This window comes from Roseovarius sp. B08, from assembly GCF_051417955.1.
Lineage (GTDB): Bacteria > Pseudomonadota > Alphaproteobacteria > Rhodobacterales > Rhodobacteraceae > Roseovarius.
Map to the genome: position 1 here is coordinate 3606227 of NZ_JBPRLW010000001.1, position 19435 is coordinate 3625661.

The following is a 19435-nucleotide window of genomic DNA, read 5'->3' on the forward strand; positions in this document are numbered from 1 at the left end:
CATTTTCGCGCCGCATTCGCCAAACCATGCCGGAACATCACGACGGGACCGCGACATGACACGCATCGACGCCAAATTCGAAGAACTGCGCAACGCGAACAAGAAGGCCTTCGTGGCCTACGTCATGGCTGGCGACCCCGATTTCGACACCTCGCTCGAAGTGGTCAAGGGCCTGCCCGCCGCCGGGGTCGACATCATCGAACTGGGCCTGCCCTTCACCGATCCCATGGCCGATGGCCCGACGATCCAGCTCGCGGGCCAGCGCGCGCTCGAAAAGGGCATGACCCTGCAACGCACCCTCGACATGGCCGCCGAATTCCGCAAGGGCGACGACACCACGCCGATCGTGCTCATGGGCTACTACAACCCGATCTACAATCGCGGCGTCGAGACGTTTCTGAAAGACGCCAAAGAGGCCGGCATCGACGGCCTCATCGTGGTCGACCTGCCGCCCGAGGAAGACGACGAGCTCTGCATCCCCGCGCAGAAGGCCGGGCTCAACTTCATCCGCCTCGCCACCCCCACCACAGATGACAAGCGCCTGCCCAAGGTGCTGACCAACACCTCGGGTTTTGTCTATTACGTCTCGATCACCGGCATCACCGGCGCGGCGGCGGCAGAGGCCGCCGATGTCGGCCCCGAGGTGAAACGCATCAAGTCGCAGACCGACCTGCCCATCGTCGTCGGCTTCGGCATCCGTACGCCCGAAAGCAGCCGCGAGATCGCCTCGGTCGCAGATGGCTGCGTCGTCGGCTCCGCCATCGTCGGCAAGCTGGCCGACGGCGAAAGCCCCGCGCAGGTGCTCGACTTCGTCAAGGGCCTCGCCGACGGCGCGCATTCCGCCTGAGGCGCCGTCCCGCCGCGCGGCGCGTTAAAAATTTTCGCGCAACACCATTGCCGCGCCGTGGCGGTGCACGCCCGGTGCACGCAGGGTGCACGCATGTCACCCCCTGCTGCCGCCCTTCCCGGCGGCGTTAACCTCTTCCGCGCAGGACGGTGCGCCGCATGGACAAGCCGCCCCGATCCGGGCTAGTGGTCATAAAACCTGACCAAAGCCCGAGCCTTTGCCCATGCCCGTCATCACCAATATCGACGACCTGAAAAAGATCTACCGCCGCCGCGTGCCCAAGATGTTCTTCGACTACGCGGAATCGGGCAGCTGGACGGAACAGACTTTCCGTCAGAACTCCAGCGATTTCAGTGACATATACCTGCGCCAGCGCATCGCCGTGGACATGTCGAACCGCTCCACCGCCAGCCGGATGATCGGCCAGGACGTGTCGATGCCCGTGGCCCTCGCGCCCGTGGGCCTGACGGGGATGCAGCACGCCGATGGCGAGATCAAGGCCGCCCGCGCCGCCGAAGACTTCGGCGTGCCCTACACGCTCTCGACCATGTCGATCTGCTCGATCGAGGACGTCGCGGCCCACACGGAAAAACCGTTCTGGTTTCAGGTTTACACCTTGAAAGATAACGATTTTATGCAGCGTCTGTTTGACCGTGCCAAGGCCGCGAACTGTTCCGCCGCCGTCATTACAGTCGATCTGCAAGTGCTGGGCCAGCGCCACAAGGACCTCAAGAACGGTCTCAGCGCGCCGCCTAAACTGACTGTTAAGTCCATTGCCGACATGATGACCAAGGTGCAGTGGGGCCTCGGCATGCTGGGCACCAAGCGGCGGTTCTTCGGCAATATCGTCGGCCACGCCAAGGGCGTCTCGGACCCCTCCTCGCTCAGCTCCTGGACCGCCGAGGCGTTCGACGAGGCGCTCAACTGGGACCGCATCCGCGAGTTTCGCAAGATGTGGGACGGCCCGCTCATCATCAAGGGCATCATCGACCCCCGCGATGCCCGCGAGGCGCTGAACGTGGGCGCCGACGCCATCGTCGTGTCCAATCACGGCGGCCGGCAACTCGACGGCGCGCTCTCGGCCATCCGCGCCCTGCCCCAGATCATGGACGCCGTCGGCGACAAGATCGAGGTGCATTTCGACAGCGGTATCCGCTCGGGCCAGGACGTGCTCAAGGCCATCGCCCTCGGCGCCAAGGGCACCTATATCGGCCGCGCCTATGTCTACGGCCTTGGCGCCATGGGCCAACAAGGCGTCACCCGCGCGCTGGAGGTCATCCACAAGGAACTCGACGTTTCCATGGCCTTCTGCGGCCACACCGACATCAACAAGGTCGACAGAGATATCCTTATGATACCAAAGGATTTTTCCGGCGACTGGCAGTAACTCCGGAACGTCCCCGTCCTCGATCGCGTTGACCTTGCATCACGGCGAAGGGGGGCGCGAGCCGGATGGCACGACTTCACAGGGAAGATTTCGATCCGGCGCACCGCAAGCGTCCGGTCTTCATGATATTCCTGGGCCTTCTCGGCATTGCCGGCTGTCTCTGCCTCATCCTGGGAACGCTCGTCGCGCCATTCTACGTGCCGGACTACAACTGGTGGTCTGACACCGTCAGCGACCTGGCGGCGGGCGATTCGGAAATCATCATGGACGTGGCGCTCTACGGTTTCGCCACCGGCATCATGGCCACCGCCCTGGCCGCGTCGCATGATCACCTGGGCGAGTCCGGCTGGTCCATCGGCGTGCTCAGCCTCGCCGCCATCGCGGGAATCGTCGTTATCGTGGGTGCCCGCAACGAATACGGCGACGGCGACCAGGACGGCGTCGTGATCCACATCTATCTGGTCTACATGCTGGGCGCGCTATTCGCCCTTGTCCCCGCCACCATGGCCAGCGCCCTGCGCCACGTCGCGCCGAAGTCGGCGCGCGCCATGATCGCGCTTGGTGCCATATGGGTCGTTCTCGTCCCGGTCTTTCTGACCATGGGCACCCGGTGGGACGGCCTGGTCGAGCGCATCATGGGCCTGGCCGCCACCGGCGTCATCACGATCCTCAGCCTGGTCGCGATCCGCAATGGCCGCAGGTGCTTCGACGATCCCGAACCGGGCCGGAACTGACGCGTCCGGCATGACCCGCGACCTGCGGTCGGAAAACCCGCAAAACCTTGCATATTTGGTCTTTTCAAGCCGCCCTTAATCCTCTAAAGCGACGGCTTCACGCGGGGCTACAGCCTTGGAGGAGCCCCGCCTTTGCATATGGAGAATTACAATGGCTGGAGAAATTCCTGATCTTCACGCCCAGGAACGCACGGGGACGGGCAAGGGCGCCGCTCGTGCTGCACGCCGCGACGGCATGGTTCCGGGGATCGTATTCGGGGGCGACGTCGAACCGCTGCCCATCAACATTCCGTTCAACGTCCTGTTGAAGCGGCTGAAACAGGGCCGGTTCAAGTCCACGCTCTTCAACCTCAAGGTTGACGGGCACGACGACGTCCGCGTGATCTGCCGCGACGTTCAGCGCGACGTGGTCAAGGACCTTCCGACCCACTTCGACCTGATGCGCCTGCGCCGCACGACCCAGATCAACCTCTTCATCCCCGTTGAATTCATCAACGAGGACAAGTGCGAGGCGCTGAAGACCGGCGTGCTGACCGTCATCCGCAACGAGATCGAACTCGTCGTGACCGCCGGCGACATCCCCGAAAGCATCACCGTCGACCTCAGCCTGATGGAAAACATCGGCGACACGATCACCATCAGCCAGATCGAGCTGCCGCAGGGCGCCAAACCCACGATCACCGACCGTGACTTCGTGATCTGCAACATCGCGGCTCCGTCGGCGCTGAAATCCGATGCCGAGGATGAAGACGAAGACGTCGCAGCCGACGAGGTTCCGGCAACCGAGCAAGAGGCCGGCCCGGACAGCGTCGAGGAAGCAGAAGGCGGCGAAGAGTAAGCTCTTCTCCCAATTGCGAGAACATCAGCGCGAGGGTCCCGGCCCTCGCGTTTTTTTTGTGTGGCGCAACCGGCGAAAGCACAGGATCCGCCCCCGCGACGGCCCCGGATCATAAGTCAGCCCCGACTGCGACATGCAATCCACGATCTGCTTGATCACCCGGTCGGGATACTGGTTGGGGTGCAGTTCCATCATCACCGCCCACACGTGCTCGGGCCAGGGTGCATCGAACAGATGCCGCTCGGCCCCCTCCACGTCCATGATCACAAGGTGCGGCCGGTGCTCCTTCAGCAATCCTGCAAGCGGCAGCATCGGCACCGTCACCAGCTTTTCGGCGTCCGCCTCCTCGTCCGCGATCCGCCCGGCCCAGAACACCTTCTTGGGGTCGAACGCGATCTCCTCCGCATCGCCTTCCCCGGTCACCGCCCCGTGGATCAGCCGCGTCGCCTGATACCCGTTGCGGTCAAGGTTGGCGCGAATGACCGGCAGCATCGCCGGGTTGGCCTCCACCGTCACCACGTGCGCAGGGCCGGCCACGCCCGCACAGATCGACGCGATGTATCCCACGCCCGCGCCCAGCTCCAGCACGCGCATCCCCTCGCGCAGCCGCATCTGTGCCGCCTGCGCCTCGTGCGCCTCGTAGGTTCCGCTTGCCAGCTTGCCCGCGACCCGGTCGTTCAGCATCTCGTCGGGCACCACCAGCGTCACACCGTTCACCGCGTATTCGCCCATTTCCCCTGCCCCTGCCGGTCTTGTTGATTCCGCGCGCTGCGCCGCGTAGACCATCCTCATCAAAGAATGGGTGATCGGCAATGCTGCTTTTCGTGGGCCTGGGCAATCCGGGCGGCAAATATGAGAAGAACCGCCACAATATCGGCTTCATGGCGCTCGACCGCATCGCCGCCGATCACGGCTTCGCGCCCTGGCGGGCAAAGTTCCAGGGCCAGCTGACCGAGGGCAAGCTCGGCTCCGAAAAGGTCCTGCTGCTCAAGCCCGAAACCTTCATGAACAAGTCCGGCCAGTCGGTCGGCGAGGCCATGCGCTTTTACAAGCTGGAGCCGTCGGACGTCATCGTCTTCCACGACGAGCTCGACCTTGCCCCCGGCAAATGCCGCGTCAAACAGGGCGGCGGCCACGCCGGGCACAACGGGTTGCGCTCCATCCACGCGCATATCGGCGAGGCCTATGGCCGCGTTCGCCTCGGCATCGGTCACCCGGGCCGCAAGGACCTGGTGTCGCATTACGTGCTTCAGGATTTCGCCAAGGCCGACGCCGACTGGCTCGACGACCTGCTGCGCGGCCTGTCGGATGGCGCCTCCGAACTGGCCGCGGGCCATAACGACAAGTTCCTCAACGCCGTTTCCCTGCGCACCGCACCCGCCCGCTCCTCGAAATCCGCCCCGAAACCGCAAGCCGACGCGAGACCGGCGGCAAAGTCCGACGAGCCCCCCGCCCCCTCGGGCACCGAAGACCGCAGCCCCCTGCAAAAGCTCATCGACAAGTTCAGGTAACGCCGCGTTCCCCTTGCCGCCCCGCGCCCCTGGTGCTTTGCTGCCTGTCGGGGAGGACCACACCATGCGCCGCATCCTGAAATGGACGCTCCGGATACTTGCCGTCCTGGCCATCGCCGCCATCGCCATCGGCCTCTGGAAGCGCGAGCAGATCGCGCGCCTCATGGCGGTCAACACGCTCTTCGAGGCCGAGCACATCGTCGAGAATTTCTCCAACATGGACAGCGCCTTCCTGCACACCTCCGTGCCGCGCGGCGACGCCCCCGTCATGCCCCTGCCCGAGGGCCAGCCCATGACCCTGCCGAACGGCACCGAGGACTGGATGGACACCCGCGCCGTCACCTCGCTCATGGTCCTGCACCAGGGCGAGGTCGTCCACGAAAGCTATCACCTCGGCACCTCACCCGACGACCGCCGCATCAGCTGGTCGGTGGCCAAGTCCTTTCTTTCGGCGTTGATGGGCATTGTCGTGGCCGAGGGCGATATCGCCTCGCTCGACGACCCGGTCACGCAGTATGCCCCGATGCTGAAGGGCAGCGCCTACGACGGCGCCACCATCCGCAACGTGCTGCAGATGACCAGCGGCGTGCGCTTCGACGAGGATTACCTGGACTACGATTCCGACATCAACCGCATGGGCCGCGTCCTGGCACTGGGCGGCACGATGGACGGCTTCGCCGCCGGCCTCGCCGAGCGGGACACGGAATCCGGCCAGCGTTGGCAATACGTCTCCATCGACACACATGTCCTGAGCATGATCATCCGCGGCGCCACGGGCCGCGATATCCCCTCGCTTCTGTCGGAAAAGATCATTGCCCCGCTCGGGCTCGAGTCCGCGCCTTACTACATCACCGACGGCGAAGGCGTGGCCTTCGTGCTCGGCGGCCTAAACCTGACCACCCGCGACTATGCCCGCTTCGGCCTGATGATCGAACAGAACGGCCAGCTGGGCGGCCGGCAAGTCGTCCCCGCCGACTGGATCGCCGACTCCACCGCCCCCAGCGCCCCCACCGAGCCGGGCCAGATCGGCTACGGCTACCAATGGTGGATACCGCAAGGCGCCGAGCCGGGCCAGTTCATGGCCCGCGGCATCTACGGTCAGTACATCTATATCGACCAGGGCCGCGACGTGGTCATCGTCACCACCGCCGCCGACCGCGCCTTCCGCGAGCCGGGCGTGAACGACGCCAACATCGCCATGTTCCGCCGCATCGCCGAAACGTTCTAGGGCCGCGACACCCCGCCTCCCTTGCCCCACGGGCGCGGCCCGTGCAGGATATGCCCAACCGGACCAAGGAGCACCGCATGGCTATCGAAATGGACACCTCCGTCAACGTGCTGGGCGGCAAGCTCGAAAGCTGCTCCACCGCGCCGATGACCGGCTTTTTCCGCGACGGGCACTGCAACACCTGCGCCGAGGATCAGGGCAGCCACACGGTCTGCGCCCTGATGACCGCCGAATTCCTCGCCTATTCCAAGTACGTTGGCAACGACCTCTCCACGCCGCGCCCCGAATTCGGCTTTGACGGTCTCAGACCCGGCGACCACTGGTGCCTTTGCGCCGGCCGCTTCCTTCAGGCCCATGACGAAGGCTGCGCGCCCAAGGTCCGGCTCGAGGCCACCCACGCCCGCGCGCTGGATATCGTGCCTATCGACGTGCTGAAAGAGCACGCCTCCGACACTGCCTGACGCGTGGCTGCTCTCGCCGTGCAGATTTCTTGAGCTTCACCCCGTCGAACCTGGATGATTACCGGCAGTACGATCCGTTCCGGTGCTCCGCCGTGTCGAAATGGAAGTGGTCGTTGTGATACCCGTCGGATCCCGGCCCCAACACCGTGCCGAATGGCCCGCAAGCGCTGCTGTGCAACTGCCGCAGGATCTTGCCCCGCTTGCCCGTGCCCCAGTCGTTCAGCACGGAAATATCCGTACCATCCCGTAACATAAACGCCGAGATGTCGATCGCGTTGCCCTTGGAATGCTCCGACAGCCGAGCGCCGCGCTTGTGGTTCCGGGTGCGGCACACGTAGTGCGCTGCCACCTTCAGGCTTACGACGCCGCCGCCCGTGTCTCCCACGATCGGCTTCATGTCGTTCTTCACCCAGGCATTCAGGGTCTGCGCGGTCCGGCAATTCATCGTCGCGGGCTGGCTCAGCAGAACCCCGCCGACCGCGTCCACCTCGACCGCGTTGGCGATCCCGCAGGCGCCGCTTCCCGGCACATCGCCCACCACGACGCCCTGGATCGACGGATCACCGCAGACCGCACCACGCGTCACCAGCTCGGGGTCCTCCCTGTCGCCACCGCCAAACGAACAACTCGCCAGAAAGACTGGAAAAATCCACGCCAAGCGCATCCTGCTCACCTTTTTTTCCCGCGCCCGAAATCCGGCGCATCCGTATCTTGCCCGGCATCGATAATACCACGCCGGATGCTCCTCGTCCGCGTAAAATACGCGTGCAGCAAATCGCCGTCCCCGGTGCGGATCGCCCGCTGCAGCGCAAAGAGTTCCTCGGTGAACCGGCCCAGCACTTCCAGCGTCGCGTCCTTGTTGGTCAGGAACACGTCGCGCCACATCGTGGGGTCGCTGGCGGCAATCCGGGTAAAGTCGCGGAAACCGGCGGCAGAATACTTGATGACCTCGCTGTCGGTCACCCGGCGCAGGTCGTCGGCCACCCCCACCATCGTGTAGGCAATCAGGTGCGGCGTGTGGCTGGTCACGGCACAGACAAGGTCATGGTGATCGGCATCCATCTCGTCGGTCCGCGCGCCCATCGCCTGCCACAGCTGTTCCAGCCGGTCCACCGCCTCCCGGTCGCTGCCTTCGACCGGCACGATCAGGGTGTATTTGTTGTCGAACAACTCGGCAAAGCCCGAACGCGGCCCCGAATGCTCGGTGCCCGCCATCGGGTGCGCCGGCACGAAATGCACGCCATCGGGCAAGTGTGAGCCGACCGCCTCGATCACGGCCTTCTTGACCGATCCCACGTCGCTGACCGTCGCGCCCGGTTTCAGTGCCGACGCAATCTCTTCGGTCACGGCGCCCATCACGCCCACCGGCACGCACAACACCACCAGGTCCGCGCCCTCGACAGCCTCTGCGGCACTGCCGCAAATCCGGTCGCACAGTCCGATCTCGCGCGCCACGGCGCGGGTCTCTTCCGACCGGGCATAGCCCGTGACCTCGCCCGCCAGCCCCGCGCGCTTCATCGCCCAGAACATCGACGACGCGATCAGCCCCAGCCCGATCAGAGCAACCCGATCGTAGATCACGCTCATTCCGCGTCTCCCATGAAGTGACCGACGGCATGGGCGACACGGCGGCAGCTGGATTCGTCGCCAACCGTGATCCGAAGACAGTTCGGCAGGTTGTAGCCGGCCACGCGCCGCACGATCAGCCCTTCGGATTTCAGATACTCGTCACAGGCCTCGGCCTGTTCCCGGTCGGCAAAGCGGGCCAGGATGAAATTGGCCAGCGACGTGTCCGAGGGTACGCCATGCCCCGCCAGCGCCTCGGCCAGCCAGGCCCGCATCCGCGTGTTGTCGGTCCGGCATTTCTCGGCCCAGGCCTGGTCGCGCACCGCGGCCTCGGCGGTGACCAGCGCCGCCTGGCTCAGGTTGAAGGGCCCCCGCACCCGGTTCAGCACATCGATCACATGCGCCGGGCCATAGCCCCAGCCCACGCGCAGCCCGCCCAGCCCGTAAAGCTTGGAAAAGGTCCGCGTCATCACCACGTTCTCGCGCGCATCCACCAGGCTCGCGCCTCCGTCAAACCCTTCGACATACTCGGCATAGGCTCCGTCCAGCACCAGCAACACATGCTCCGGCAGCCCTTCGGCCAACCGCGCGATCTCACCGTCGCCCACCATTGTGCCCGTCGGATTGTTGGGATTGGCGACAAAGACCAGCCGGGTCGCATCCGTGACCGCCGCCAGGATCGCGTCCACATCCGTTACCCGCTCGCGCTCGGGCACCTCCACGGGCGCCGCGCCGTTCGACAGCGCCGCGATCTTGTAGATCGCAAACCCGTGCTCGGTATGGATCACCTCGTCGCCCGGCCCCGCATAGCACTGGCACAACAGCGACAGGATCTCGTCACTACCCACACCGCAGATGATCCGGTCGCGGTCCAGCCCGTGTACCTCGGCAATCGCACCGCGCAGGCCGGCATGATCCGTCGACGGATACCGGTGCAGGTCGAACGCCACCTTGCGAAACGCATCCTTTGCCGCCTCGCTCGGCCCGAACGGGTTCTCGTTCGAGCTGAGCTTGACCACGTTGCTCACCCCCTCGACATGGCTGGCTCCGCCCACATAGGGCGCGATATCCAGTATCCCGGGCTGTGGCATGATCTTGGTCATATGATGTCTTTCCTCGCGGGGCAGCGACACGCACTGTGCCGGGCCGCAGCAGCCCGGAACAGGTGGTCCTCGTCCGCATTACCGACAGCGGCGTGTCGTGACCAGCCCCGCGATGATCAAATCACACGACCTGCGGCGTCCAGACCACGCCGCGCCCGTCTCATGACGCCAGCACGTTCCGGAAAAGCCACGGATCGCTCTCGTCGATATCCTCGGGGAAATGCTCCCACCGGTCCTGCAAGGGCGTCCAGTCGGTATAATGCGCCTCCACCGGTCCCAGATACGGCCGCTGCACCTCGAGGCACCGGGCATGGTCCATCTCGTCGGTCTCCACGATGCCCGCTTGCGGGTTCTCCAGCGCCCAGACCATGCCCGCCAGCACCGCGCTCGTAACCTGCAGCCCGGTCGCGTTCTGGTAGGGCGCAAGGTCCTTGGTCTCCACGTTCGACAGGCGCGAGCCGTACCACATCGCGTTCTTCTCATGCCCGTAAAGCAGCACGCCCAGCTCATCGATGCCGGTCACGATCTCGTCCACGTCCAGGATCTCGTGCATGGTCTGCTGCCGGCCCGCGCCGAACATCTCGTGCAGCGACAGCACCGCGTCGTCGCAGGGGTGATAGGCATAGTGGCAGGTGGGCCGGAACTCCGGCGCTTCCGCCGCGCCGACCGTGTAGAAGTCGGAAATCGAGATCGCCTCGTTATGGGTCACCAGGAACCCGAATTGTGGCCCCGGCGTCGGGCACCACGTATGCACACGCGTGATCGCCCCCGGCCGCTCCAGCCAGATGCCCGCTCGACAGCCCGTCTCATGGCTGTGCCCGTTCTCGGGAAACCACGTCTCATGCGTGCCCCAGCCCAGCTCGGCGGGCTGGAACCCCTCGGCGATGAAGCCTTCGACCGACCATGTGTTGACGAAATGCCCCCGTGGCCGCGGCAGCGCCCGCGCCTGCGTGTCGCGCTCGGCGATATGCACGCCCTTCACGCCCAGCCCCTGCATCAGCCTGGCCCAGCCTTCCCGGTCCTTCGGCGCGTCCGCATCCTTGCCGGTATCGCGGGCCAGAGTCAGCAACGCTTCCTTCACGAACCAGCTCACCATCCCGGGGTTGGCCCCGCAGCAACTCACCGCCGTGGTCCCGCCCGGATTGGCCGCCTTCTCGTCCCGCACCGCCTGCCGCAGGGCATAGTTCGTCCGCGCCGCGTTGTCTGTCGTGTCGAAGTAATACCCCGCCCAGGGCTCCACCACCGTGTCGATGTAAAGTACGCCCTGCTCGCGGCAGAACTTCATCAGGTCGAGCGACGAGGTATCCACGCTCAGATTCACCACGAACCCCTTGCCCGGCTCGATCAGCCCGCCCAGCAGGTCGCGGTAATTCTCCGCCGTCACCGCCTCGGGAACAAACCGCAAGCCAAGCTCGCGCAACGCCTCGTGATTGGCCGCGTTCGGCTCGATCACCACGAATTTGTCGGCGTCATAGTCGAAATGCCGCTCGATCAGCGGCCAGGTCCCCTTTGCGATCGACCCGAAGCCGATCATCACGATGGTCCCGTCGATACGCCCGTACTTTGGAAAGTCCTGTGCCATGCTCTGCGTCTCCTCCAGCTTCAAATGCCTTGCAAATGCAAAAGGCCGCGCCCAGCGGCGCGGCCTTCCGGATCAGGTGCTGCAGACCTAAGAGGCTTAGTTCTGCGCGTAGAATTCGATGACCAGGTTCGGTTCCATCATCACCGGGTACGGCACGTCGCCCAAGGACGGCGTCCGCACGAAGGTCGCGGTCAGCTTGGAATTGTCCACGTCGATATAGTCCGGCACGTCGCGCTCGGGCAGTTGCGTGGCTTCCAGGATGGCGGCCATCTGCTTGGAACGGTCGCGAACCTCGATCACGTCGCCCTCTTTAACACGGTAGGACGGGATGTTCACCAGTTGACCGTTCACGCGCACGTGGCGGTGGTTCACGAACTGACGCGCGGCAAAGATGGTCGGCACGAACTTGGCACGGTACACGACCGCGTCCAACCGGCGCTCCAGCAGGCCGATCAGCAGCTCGCCGGTGTCGCCTTTCAGACGCTCGGCCTCGCGGAAGATGCGGCGGAATTGCTTTTCGGTCAGGTCGCCGTAATAGCCCTTCAGCTTCTGCTTCGCGCGCAACTGCAGGCCGAAGTCGGAAATCTTCGCCTTGCGGCGCTGGCCATGCTGGCCGGGGCCGTATTCGCGGCGGTTGACCGGGGATTTCGGACGCCCCCAGATGTTTTCGCCCATCCGGCGGTCGATCTTGTATTTGGCAGCAGTTCTCTTCGTCATCTGCTGATCTCCTTCTCGATTTGCTTCCACGCCTTGACCCGAAAACCGGTTTCCACTTTTCGGGGCGTGGACAGGAAGGGCGTTGTCCTTTCCCTGTCCCGGACTTGATCCGGGCTCTCGGGCGACAGGCATCCCCTTGCGAGGGCCACCAACACCAATGAAGCGGCGCTTATATAAGGGTTCGGGGCAGAGTCAACACGTCGCTTCGCTCAATCCGCACATTTCCCGCAACGCAGGCGTAGGGTGGGTGAAAACCCACGCGCCCTCGCCCTCTACCTCAAGCTCTGCGCGTACTCCTCCAACTGCGTCGCCACCGTGCCCCAACCATCGAAGAACCCCATGTCCTCGTGGGTCTTCTTCGCCTCGGGCGACCGGTGCCGCGCCGTCGCGGTATAGATCGTGCCGCCCTGACCGTCGTCCTCCAGGTCCAGGATCGCCGTCATGAACGGGTCCGGCACCGGCGCCCAGCCCTCGGTATAGGTATCGGTAAAGACCAGCCGTTCCATCTCGACCACCTCCAGGTATACGCCCTTGTTGTCCATCAGGTGTCCGTCCACGTTCATCACCGTGTTGAACCGCCCGCCCACGCGCAGGTCGATTTCGCAGCTCTCGATGCTGTGCGGCTTGGGCACGAAGAAATGCTTGATGTGCTCCGGCGTGGTCCAGCACCCCCAGATCAGCGCACGCGGAGCGTTCAGGGTGCGGGTAAAGCTCAGATCGGTTTCGGGATTCAGGTTCATGTCTTTCGGTCCTTCATCAGGGTTGCAACGTAATCGTCCAGCTGATCCAGCCGGCCTTCCCAGATCCGGCGCTGCTCGCTCAGCCAGTCGTCGACCGGCGCGAACGCGTCCGGGGCCAGGGTGCAGGTCCGGGTCCGGCCCTGCTTGTCGGAGGTGACCAGCCCGGCCTCCTCCAACTTTTTCAGGTGGCTCATGAAGGACGGCAGCGCCATGTCGTGTGGCGCGGCCAGTTCGCTGACACTCGCGGGGCCGCGTGCCAGCCGTTGCAGGATAACCCGCCGCGTCGGATCACCCAGCGCGGAGAAACACAGGTCCAGCTTCGAATCATACTTAGCCATACGACTAAGTAATCCACCAAGCGGGGCCGCGTCAATAACACTAAGTCAAAAAGCTAACTTTTAGCCGAAGTTCATGTAGGGCGGGTGAAAACCCACGCGGCGGCGCGGCCCCAAGGCGCGCCGTCACCCCTTGTTCCGCGTGTGCAAAATTGGAAAACTGCCGTCCCGGACCCGATCCGGGACCTCACGCCACCCTGTCGCGCGCCTACTCCCGCGCCTTCGCCGCGTCCGCCTCGGCCTCTTTCTCCACGTCCGGGTCCGTCAGGGTCGACCACGTGTCATCCCGCGGCGGACTGGGCGGGGTCTCGCAGGCCCGCTTGTGGATGTTAACCTTGGCGATGAAATGCGCCGAGATCGGCGCCGTCACGAACAGAAACGCCATGATCAGCGGCTCGTGAAAGGACCTGTCGCCAATCAGGAAAGAGTGGATCAACGACGCCAGCAGGAACATCCCGATCCCCAGCGTGCCCACCTTGGTGGGCGCGTGCAGGCGCGCCATCGGGTCGTTGAACTTCAGCAGGCCGAAGACGCCTACCATGACGAAGCCCGAGCCCACCAGCAGGCAGAACGCGACGGCAAGATATCCGATGTCGATCCAGCTCATTCGATGATGTCCCCCCTCAGGATGAACCGCGCCAGCGCGACCGTGGAAACGAAGCCCAGCATCGCGATCAGCAACGTGACCTCGAAATAGACCTGCACGCCCTGGTAGATGCCCACCATCACAACCAGCCCCAGCGCGTTGATCACCATCGTGTCCAGCGCCAGGATCCGGTCCCCCGGCGTCGGCCCCATTACCAGGCGCACCATCGAAAGAAGCTGCCCCAGTGCCAGCGCCACGAAAGAAATGACGATCGCGATATCCATGATGTCGGCAGGGTTGCTCATCCGAAAATCTCCTCCAGCCGGGCCTCGTAGCGGGTCTTGATCTCGTCGCGCACGCCGTCCGGGTCGTCGGTGTGCAGCACGTGCACCAACAGGCTGTGCCCCTCATCCGACAGGTCCGACGACACCGTGCCGGGCGTCAGCGTGATCGTGCCTGCCAGGACGGTGATCGCCTCGGGCTGGCGCAGATCCAGTGGCACCACGATCCAGGCCGGCTTCAGCTTGTCGTTCGGCACCGTCAGCACGATCCACGCCACCTGAAGGTTGGCGATGATGATGTCCCAGATCACGATCAGGCCATAGGTGAACATACGGAACAGGTTGAAGCCCTTGGGCGTGTCCGGCCACCAGATCGACGTCATCCAGGGGATGATGATGCCCAGGATCAGCCCGAACACCGCCATCCCGGCGGAAAATCCGTTCTGCAACAGCACCCAAACCAGCGTCAGCAGCAGGGTCAGGAAAGGATGCGGGATCAGCCAGTAGAACGCGCGCGTCATGTCAGTACCCCTCGTCCTCTTGCTCGTCACCATAGCCGCCGCTGGTCTCGCCCGCGGCCGCGTCATCGCCGTCGCCATGGGCGTCGTCCCCATAGCTGCCCTTGGCCTTGTCCTCGGGCCGGCCCAGCTTGCCCGGCGTTTCCAGCACGGTTGAGATGTAAGGCTCGGGCGCGAACAGCTGTGCCGAGATCGCCCTGGTATAGCCGTGCACCTGCCCGGCAAAGACCGTATGCGCAATCAACAGCGCCACCAGCCCGCCGACAGCGGTATAGCTCAGCGCCGACGGCGCGGCCACCAGCGGCGCCCCCTCGGGCCGCGCGACGCTGCGGGCCTTCCAGAACACGTTGCTGCCCGCCCGGGCAAACCCGACGATGCTGATCAGGCTGGAGGCCAGCACCACGGCCCAGATCCACGCCATCTGCGCGCTGTCATAGGCTGCGTCCAGCACCAGCAGCTTGCCCAGGAACCCCGACAGCGGCGGCAGGCCCGCCATGGCAATCGCGCCGACAAAGAACAGCCCCGCCGTCAGTGCCGCCCCCGCCACCGGCGGCTGTGCCGTCAGGTTCAGGTTGTCGCGCCCCGACCGCGCCAGGTCGGTGATCAGGAACAGGATCGCGCCCGCCAGCGTCGAATGCACGATGTAATAGAGCGCCGCCGCGATCCCGTCCTCGGTGAACAGCGCAATCGCCACCATCACCATGCCCATCGACCCGATGATCGAGAACGCCACCAGCCGGTCCAGCTTCTTGGCCGCCAGCACGCCGATCATGCCGATCGCCAGCGACACCAGCGCGGCCGGCATCAGCCACACCACGTGCAGCCCCGCCGTCGCCTCCAGGTCGGGCGGAAAGATCATCGTGTAGACCCGGATGATGGCATAGGCCCCCACCTTGGTCATGATCGCAAAGAGGGCCGCCACCGGCGCCGGTGCCTCGGCATAGCTCGACGGCAGCCAGAAATGCAGCGGCACCAGCGCCGCCTTGATGGCGAATACCAGCAGCAGCAGCACGGCGGCCACCCGGATGCCCACGGTCTCTTCCGCGCCGATCTGCGTGACCCGCTGCGCGAGGTCCGCCATGTTCAGCGTCCCCGCCTCGGCATAGATCGAACCCAGCGCGAACAGAAACAGCGTCGAGCCGATGAGGTTGTAGAGCACATACTGCACCCCCGCCCGCAACCGTTCATTGCCGCCCGCATGGATCATCAGGCCGTAGGAGGCGATCAGCAGCACCTCGAAGAACACGAACAGGTTGAAAAGGTCGCCGGTCAGGAACGCGCCCATGATCCCCATCAACTGGAACTGGAACAGCGCATGGAAATGCCAGCCCCGCTCGTCCCATCTCGACCCGATGGCATAAAGCAGCACGAACAGCGCCAGCACCGAGGTCAGCAGCACCATCAGCGTCGACAGCCGGTCGCCCACCAGCACGATGCCGAAGGGCGCGGCCCAGTCGCTCAACTGGTAGAGGATAACGTCACCGTCCGACACGGACCACGCAAGGCTTGCCGAAATGGCGATCAGCGCCACGACACCGGCCACGGAAAAGGCCCGCTGAATTCCGAAATGAAACCGTGCGGCCAGCACGATGAACGGCGCCAGCAACGCCGGCAGCACGACGGGCGCGATAATCCAATGGGTCATTGCTGGCCCTCCGCCTGCGCGTCTTCGTCTTCCTCGGGCTGGTCGTCCACGTGGTCGTCATCCGCACCCAGGAACGATCCCAGCGCGATCATCACCACCACCGCCGTCATCCCGAACGAGATCACGATCGCCGTCAGCACCAGCGCCTGCGGCAGCGGATCGGTATAGGTCTCCACCCCGTCCACCAGTACCGGCGGCGCCCCCACGGTCAGCCGCCCCGAGGCGAACAGGAACACGTTCACCGCATAGGTCAGCAGCGAAATTCCAAGGATCACCGGAAAGGTCCGAAGCCGCAGCACAAGGTAGAGGCCGCCCGCGGTCATGACACCGATGGCCGATGCAACAAGAAACTCCATCAGACAGGCCCCCCGCTTGCGCCCACCGTTTTCGGCGGGTCATCCCGTGACGGATCGATGTCCATCGGGTGTTCCGTGTCCGGCGTATGCGCCCGCCGCGCCAGCCGCGAGAAGCTCTCAAGGCTCAGCATCACCGCGCCCACCACGGCCAGGAACACGCCCAGGTCGAACAGCGCCGCCGTCGCCAGCTCGAACTTTTCGAAGGGCGGGATGCGCACATAGGTGAAATCCGAGGTCAGGAACGGCTTGCCCACGAACCACGACCCGATGCCGGTCAGCCCGGCAATCAGGACGCCGGCGCCGATCACCCCGTGATAGGGGTATCTCAACCGCTGTGACGTCCAGGCAAAGCCGCTCGCCATGTACTGCATCACCACGCCGATCGACACGACCAGCCCGGCGATGAACCCGCCGCCAGGCTCGTTATGGCCGCGCAGGAAGATGTAGAAACCGACCATCATGACCACCGGCATGATCACCCGCGTCAGCACCACCATCATCATCGGATGCATGTCGCCCGCCCGCGGCTGGTCCGGCTTGCGGTTCAGCAGCCGCGCCCGCACGTTGCTGTTCAGCAGCGTCTCGGTCAGCGCATAGATCAGCAGTGCCGCGATCCCCAGCACGATGATCTCGCCATAAGTGTCGAAACCCCGGAAATCGACGAGGATCACGTTCACCACATTGGTCCCGCCGCCGCCCTTATAGGAGTTGGCCAGATGATACTCGGAAATCGGGCTGCTCACCGCGTCGCGCAGAAGGTAGTGATAGGACAGCCCGAATGCCGCCAGCCCACCGACGATGCCCACGCCCGCATCGCGCACCCGGCGCAGCAGGCTGCTTTCCACCGGCGTCGTCTTGGGCAGGAAATTCAGCGCCAGAAGCAACAGGATGATCGTCACCACCTCGACGGTGAACTGCGTCATCGCCAGATCCGGCGCACTGAAGAAGATGAAGCCCACCGACACCATCAGCCCCACGATCCCGATCAGGATCAACGAGAAGAAGCGGTTGCGATGCAGGATCACCAGCGCCCCGGTCGCCGCCACCAGCATCAGCCATCCGGCGATGGTCACGGCCGTCGCGGGCTGCATGCTGCGCGTGGCTTCCGCCACGGTCCCGGTGGCCCACGCATAATAGCCCACCACGATGATCGCCACCGACCCCACTGCGGCATAGCGCGTGAACGATCCGTTATGAATCGGATGGATCAGCGCCCGCGCCCCCGCCGCTGCCGTCTCGACGATCCACTCGAAGATCACCTTGGCCTCGGGCCGCGGCGCCGCATCCCACAGCTTGAGCAACGGCTTGAACAGCGCCAGCACGATCAGCCCGCCCACCACGGCGGCGATCGACATGTAAAGCGCCGGGACCAGCCCGTGCCAGATCTTGATGTATTTCACCTCCAGCGGCTCGACCCCGCCGATCACCGCCTTGGCCACAAGGAACACGAAATCCTGCACCAGGAACGGCGCCACGCCGATCACCACCACCAGCACGACCAGGATCGCGGGCGGCAGCCACATGCCCGCCGGCGGATCATGCGGCTTGGCCGGGTAATCGTCGCGCACCGGCCCCAGGAACGTGTGCGAAATGAAACGGAAGCAATAGGCGGCCGAAAACAGCGAGCCAATCACCGCCAGCGCCGGCACGAACCACCACGTGTCGAACAGCACCGTGTGGTTGGCCTCCTCCAGCATCATTTCCTTGGACAGAAAGCCGTTCAGGAACGGAATCCCCGCCATCGAGAGTGCGGCCAGCGTGGCGATCACGAACGTCACCGGCATCAGCTTGCGCAACCCACCAAGCAGACGAATATCCCGCGTGTGTGCCTCGTGGTCGATGATCCCCGCCGACATGAACAGCGCCGCCTTGAACGTCGCGTGGTTCAGGATGTGAAACACCGCCGCCATCGCGCCAAACGCCGTCCCGGTGCCCAGCAGCATCGTGATCAGCCCCAGGTGACTGACCGTCGAGAACGCCAGCAGCGCCTTCAGGTCATGCTTGAAGAGCGCAATCACCGCGCCCAGCACCATCGTGATCAGCCCCGCCGTGGTGACGATCACGAACCATTCCGGCGTGCCCGACAGAACCGGCCACATCCGCGCCATCAGGAAGATGCCCGCCTTCACCATGGTGGCCGAATGCAGGTAGGCGCTGACCGGCGTCGGCGCCGCCATCGCGTGCGGCAACCAGAAATGGAACGGGAACTGCGCCGACTTGGTGAAACACCCCAGCAGGATCAGGATCAGCGCCGGCACGTACATCGGATCGGCCTGGATCATCTCGCGGTTTTGCAGGATCACGCTCAGGTCGTAGCTGCCCACGATCTGGCCCAGGATCAGCATCCCCCCGATCATCGCCAGGCCACCCATACCGGTCACCGCCAGCGCCATCCGCGCGCCCTGTCGACCCTCGGGCAGATGCTTCCAATAGCCGATCAGCAGGAAGGACGACAGCGAGGTCAACTCCCAGAACACCAGCAAAAGCAGGATATTGTCGCTCAGCACGATCCCAACCATCGCGCCCTGGAACAGCAGCAGGTAGGTGAAGAACTCGCCCATATGGTCTTCGCGGCTCAGGTATTGCCGGCCATAGGCGATGATCAGCATCCCGATGCCCAGGATCAGGAAGGCAAAGAAGAACCCCAGCCCGTCCAGCATCAGCGTGAAGTTCAGCCCCAGCGCCGGCATCCAGTCGATCTGCGCCATCACCGTGCCCCCGGCCAGAACCGTCGGAAGGTTGGTCAAAAGCCCGATGAACGCCGCCAGCGACACCGTGAACGTGACCCCGGCGCACGAGGACCGCCCCGCCGAATTCATCAAGCCCGGCAGCAGGGCGCCGAAAAACGGAAGTGCTACGATAAAGAAGAGGGACACGCGAACTCCTTGGCGTAACAGGTTCGTAAATTCCGGCCTAAACTGCATTCCAGCGACGGGAGTGCAAGAAAAAACGACACCGGGCCCTCGATATAAGGGGTGGTTATTGCATCATAAATTCGTG

The 19435-nt window shown here is 64.5% G+C and carries 21 protein-coding genes; 7 read left to right on the top strand and 14 right to left on the bottom strand.

What is annotated here, in order from left to right:
• The first annotated feature begins 55 nt into the window (after positions 1-55).
• From trpA to ACSQ76_RS18305, 4 genes are all read left to right on the top strand, one after another.
• Complete coding sequence (gene trpA, locus ACSQ76_RS18290; RefSeq protein WP_306130821.1) at positions 56-847, top strand: tryptophan synthase subunit alpha; 792 nt, start codon at positions 56-58, stop codon at positions 845-847.
• Positions 848-1070: 223 nt separating this feature from the next.
• Positions 1071-2234 (top strand): alpha-hydroxy acid oxidase, encoded by a 1164-nt coding sequence (locus ACSQ76_RS18295; RefSeq protein ID WP_437157678.1) that lies wholly within the window; start codon positions 1071-1073, stop codon positions 2232-2234.
• 65 nt (positions 2235-2299) lie between these two features.
• Complete coding sequence (locus ACSQ76_RS18300) at positions 2300-2968, top strand: DUF998 domain-containing protein (protein ID WP_306130819.1); 669 nt, start codon at positions 2300-2302, stop codon at positions 2966-2968.
• 151 nt (positions 2969-3119) lie between these two features.
• Positions 3120-3806, top strand: coding sequence for a 50S ribosomal protein L25/general stress protein Ctc (locus tag ACSQ76_RS18305; RefSeq protein ID WP_306130818.1), 687 nt, complete (start codon positions 3120-3122; stop codon positions 3804-3806).
• Positions 3807-3830: 24 nt separating this feature from the next.
• On the opposite strand, the gene ACSQ76_RS18310 is transcribed toward ACSQ76_RS18305, so the two are convergent.
• Positions 3831-4538 carry an FkbM family methyltransferase gene (locus tag ACSQ76_RS18310; protein WP_437157679.1) on the bottom strand — a complete coding sequence of 236 codons (708 nt, stop codon included), beginning with the start codon at positions 4536-4538 and terminating at the stop codon, positions 3831-3833.
• Between the two features lie 80 nt (positions 4539-4618).
• On the opposite strand from ACSQ76_RS18310, the gene pth reads away from it, so the two are divergent.
• The 3 genes from pth to ACSQ76_RS18325 all read left to right on the top strand — a co-directional run bounded on the left by pth (position 4619) and on the right by ACSQ76_RS18325 (position 7006).
• Positions 4619-5317, top strand: a complete 699-nt coding sequence (pth, locus tag ACSQ76_RS18315; RefSeq protein ID WP_437157680.1) for an aminoacyl-tRNA hydrolase — start codon at positions 4619-4621, stop codon at positions 5315-5317.
• 64 nt (positions 5318-5381) lie between these two features.
• The gene (locus ACSQ76_RS18320) at positions 5382-6545 is read left to right on the top strand and encodes a serine hydrolase domain-containing protein (RefSeq protein ID WP_437157681.1); all 1164 of its coding nucleotides are present in this window, start codon (positions 5382-5384) and stop codon (positions 6543-6545) included.
• A gap of 77 nt (positions 6546-6622) precedes the next feature.
• On the top strand, positions 6623-7006 hold the full coding sequence (locus tag ACSQ76_RS18325) for a DUF2237 family protein (protein ID WP_306130814.1): 384 nt from the start codon (positions 6623-6625) through the stop codon (positions 7004-7006).
• A 58-nt stretch (positions 7007-7064) separates the two neighbouring features.
• On the opposite strand, the gene ACSQ76_RS18330 is transcribed toward ACSQ76_RS18325, so the two are convergent.
• The 13 genes from ACSQ76_RS18330 to ACSQ76_RS18390 all read right to left on the bottom strand — a co-directional run bounded on the left by ACSQ76_RS18330 (position 7065) and on the right by ACSQ76_RS18390 (position 19311).
• The gene (locus ACSQ76_RS18330) at positions 7065-7670 is read right to left on the bottom strand and encodes an extensin-like domain-containing protein (RefSeq protein WP_437157682.1); all 606 of its coding nucleotides are present in this window, start codon (positions 7668-7670) and stop codon (positions 7065-7067) included.
• A gap of 5 nt (positions 7671-7675) precedes the next feature.
• Positions 7676-8593 carry a prephenate/arogenate dehydrogenase family protein gene (locus tag ACSQ76_RS18335; protein ID WP_437157683.1) on the bottom strand — a complete coding sequence of 306 codons (918 nt, stop codon included), beginning with the start codon at positions 8591-8593 and terminating at the stop codon, positions 7676-7678.
• Positions 8590-9675 carry a histidinol-phosphate transaminase gene (gene hisC, locus ACSQ76_RS18340; protein WP_306130811.1) on the bottom strand — a complete coding sequence of 362 codons (1086 nt, stop codon included), beginning with the start codon at positions 9673-9675 and terminating at the stop codon, positions 8590-8592. The genes ACSQ76_RS18335 and hisC overlap by 4 nt, the downstream gene beginning before the upstream one ends.
• Before the next feature lie 160 nt (positions 9676-9835).
• Positions 9836-11257: a homospermidine synthase gene (locus ACSQ76_RS18345; RefSeq protein WP_437157684.1), complete on the bottom strand. Its 1422-nt coding sequence runs from the start codon at positions 11255-11257 to the stop codon at positions 9836-9838.
• Between the two features lie 96 nt (positions 11258-11353).
• Positions 11354-11974, bottom strand: a complete 621-nt coding sequence (rpsD, locus tag ACSQ76_RS18350) for a 30S ribosomal protein S4 (protein ID WP_103763254.1) — start codon at positions 11972-11974, stop codon at positions 11354-11356.
• Positions 11975-12246: 272 nt separating this feature from the next.
• A complete protein-coding gene (locus ACSQ76_RS18355) occupies positions 12247-12714 on the bottom strand; it encodes an SRPBCC family protein (RefSeq protein WP_437157685.1) in 468 nt (155 codons plus the stop codon).
• Positions 12711-13052 (bottom strand): ArsR/SmtB family transcription factor, encoded by a 342-nt coding sequence (locus ACSQ76_RS18360; RefSeq protein WP_437157686.1) that lies wholly within the window; start codon positions 13050-13052, stop codon positions 12711-12713. Before ACSQ76_RS18360 ends, ACSQ76_RS18355 begins: the two co-directional genes overlap by 4 nt.
• A 205-nt stretch (positions 13053-13257) precedes the next feature.
• Positions 13258-13656, bottom strand: coding sequence for a monovalent cation/H(+) antiporter subunit G (gene mnhG, locus ACSQ76_RS18365; protein WP_306130806.1), 399 nt, complete (start codon positions 13654-13656; stop codon positions 13258-13260).
• Positions 13653-13940, bottom strand: coding sequence for a K+/H+ antiporter subunit F (locus ACSQ76_RS18370; protein WP_152475805.1), 288 nt, complete (start codon positions 13938-13940; stop codon positions 13653-13655). Before ACSQ76_RS18370 ends, mnhG begins: the two co-directional genes overlap by 4 nt.
• Positions 13937-14437: a Na+/H+ antiporter subunit E gene (locus ACSQ76_RS18375; protein ID WP_306130805.1), complete on the bottom strand. Its 501-nt coding sequence runs from the start codon at positions 14435-14437 to the stop codon at positions 13937-13939. The genes ACSQ76_RS18370 and ACSQ76_RS18375 overlap by 4 nt, the downstream gene beginning before the upstream one ends.
• 1 nt (position 14438) lies before the next feature.
• The gene (locus ACSQ76_RS18380) at positions 14439-16079 is read right to left on the bottom strand and encodes a monovalent cation/H+ antiporter subunit D (protein ID WP_437157687.1); all 1641 of its coding nucleotides are present in this window, start codon (positions 16077-16079) and stop codon (positions 14439-14441) included.
• The gene (locus ACSQ76_RS18385) at positions 16076-16435 is read right to left on the bottom strand and encodes a Na+/H+ antiporter subunit C (RefSeq protein WP_306130803.1); all 360 of its coding nucleotides are present in this window, start codon (positions 16433-16435) and stop codon (positions 16076-16078) included. The genes ACSQ76_RS18380 and ACSQ76_RS18385 overlap by 4 nt, the downstream gene beginning before the upstream one ends.
• Positions 16435-19311 (bottom strand): monovalent cation/H+ antiporter subunit A, encoded by a 2877-nt coding sequence (locus ACSQ76_RS18390; protein WP_437157688.1) that lies wholly within the window; start codon positions 19309-19311, stop codon positions 16435-16437. The genes ACSQ76_RS18385 and ACSQ76_RS18390 overlap by 1 nt, the downstream gene beginning before the upstream one ends.
• Between the last annotated feature and the right edge of the window lie 124 nt (positions 19312-19435).

Coding starts and splice junctions, on each gene's coding strand:
- trpA (WP_306130821.1), top strand. CDS start 56: ATGACACGCATCGACGCCAAATTCGAAGAACTGCGCAACGCGAACAAG.
- ACSQ76_RS18295 (WP_437157678.1), top strand. CDS start 1,071: ATGCCCGTCATCACCAATATCGACGACCTGAAAAAGATCTACCGCCGC.
- ACSQ76_RS18300 (WP_306130819.1), top strand. CDS start 2,300: ATGGCACGACTTCACAGGGAAGATTTCGATCCGGCGCACCGCAAGCGT.
- ACSQ76_RS18305 (WP_306130818.1), top strand. CDS start 3,120: ATGGCTGGAGAAATTCCTGATCTTCACGCCCAGGAACGCACGGGGACG.
- ACSQ76_RS18310 (WP_437157679.1), bottom strand. CDS start 4,538: ATGGGCGAATACGCGGTGAACGGTGTGACGCTGGTGGTGCCCGACGAG.
- pth (WP_437157680.1), top strand. CDS start 4,619: ATGCTGCTTTTCGTGGGCCTGGGCAATCCGGGCGGCAAATATGAGAAG.
- ACSQ76_RS18320 (WP_437157681.1), top strand. CDS start 5,382: ATGCGCCGCATCCTGAAATGGACGCTCCGGATACTTGCCGTCCTGGCC.
- ACSQ76_RS18325 (WP_306130814.1), top strand. CDS start 6,623: ATGGCTATCGAAATGGACACCTCCGTCAACGTGCTGGGCGGCAAGCTC.
- ACSQ76_RS18330 (WP_437157682.1), bottom strand. CDS start 7,670: ATGCGCTTGGCGTGGATTTTTCCAGTCTTTCTGGCGAGTTGTTCGTTT.
- ACSQ76_RS18335 (WP_437157683.1), bottom strand. CDS start 8,593: ATGAGCGTGATCTACGATCGGGTTGCTCTGATCGGGCTGGGGCTGATC.
- hisC (WP_306130811.1), bottom strand. CDS start 9,675: ATGACCAAGATCATGCCACAGCCCGGGATACTGGATATCGCGCCCTAT.
- ACSQ76_RS18345 (WP_437157684.1), bottom strand. CDS start 11,257: ATGGCACAGGACTTTCCAAAGTACGGGCGTATCGACGGGACCATCGTG.
- rpsD (WP_103763254.1), bottom strand. CDS start 11,974: ATGACGAAGAGAACTGCTGCCAAATACAAGATCGACCGCCGGATGGGC.
- ACSQ76_RS18355 (WP_437157685.1), bottom strand. CDS start 12,714: ATGAACCTGAATCCCGAAACCGATCTGAGCTTTACCCGCACCCTGAAC.
- ACSQ76_RS18360 (WP_437157686.1), bottom strand. CDS start 13,052: ATGGCTAAGTATGATTCGAAGCTGGACCTGTGTTTCTCCGCGCTGGGT.
- mnhG (WP_306130806.1), bottom strand. CDS start 13,656: ATGAGCTGGATCGACATCGGATATCTTGCCGTCGCGTTCTGCCTGCTG.
- ACSQ76_RS18370 (WP_152475805.1), bottom strand. CDS start 13,940: ATGAGCAACCCTGCCGACATCATGGATATCGCGATCGTCATTTCTTTC.
- ACSQ76_RS18375 (WP_306130805.1), bottom strand. CDS start 14,437: ATGACGCGCGCGTTCTACTGGCTGATCCCGCATCCTTTCCTGACCCTG.
- ACSQ76_RS18380 (WP_437157687.1), bottom strand. CDS start 16,079: ATGACCCATTGGATTATCGCGCCCGTCGTGCTGCCGGCGTTGCTGGCG.
- ACSQ76_RS18385 (WP_306130803.1), bottom strand. CDS start 16,435: ATGGAGTTTCTTGTTGCATCGGCCATCGGTGTCATGACCGCGGGCGGC.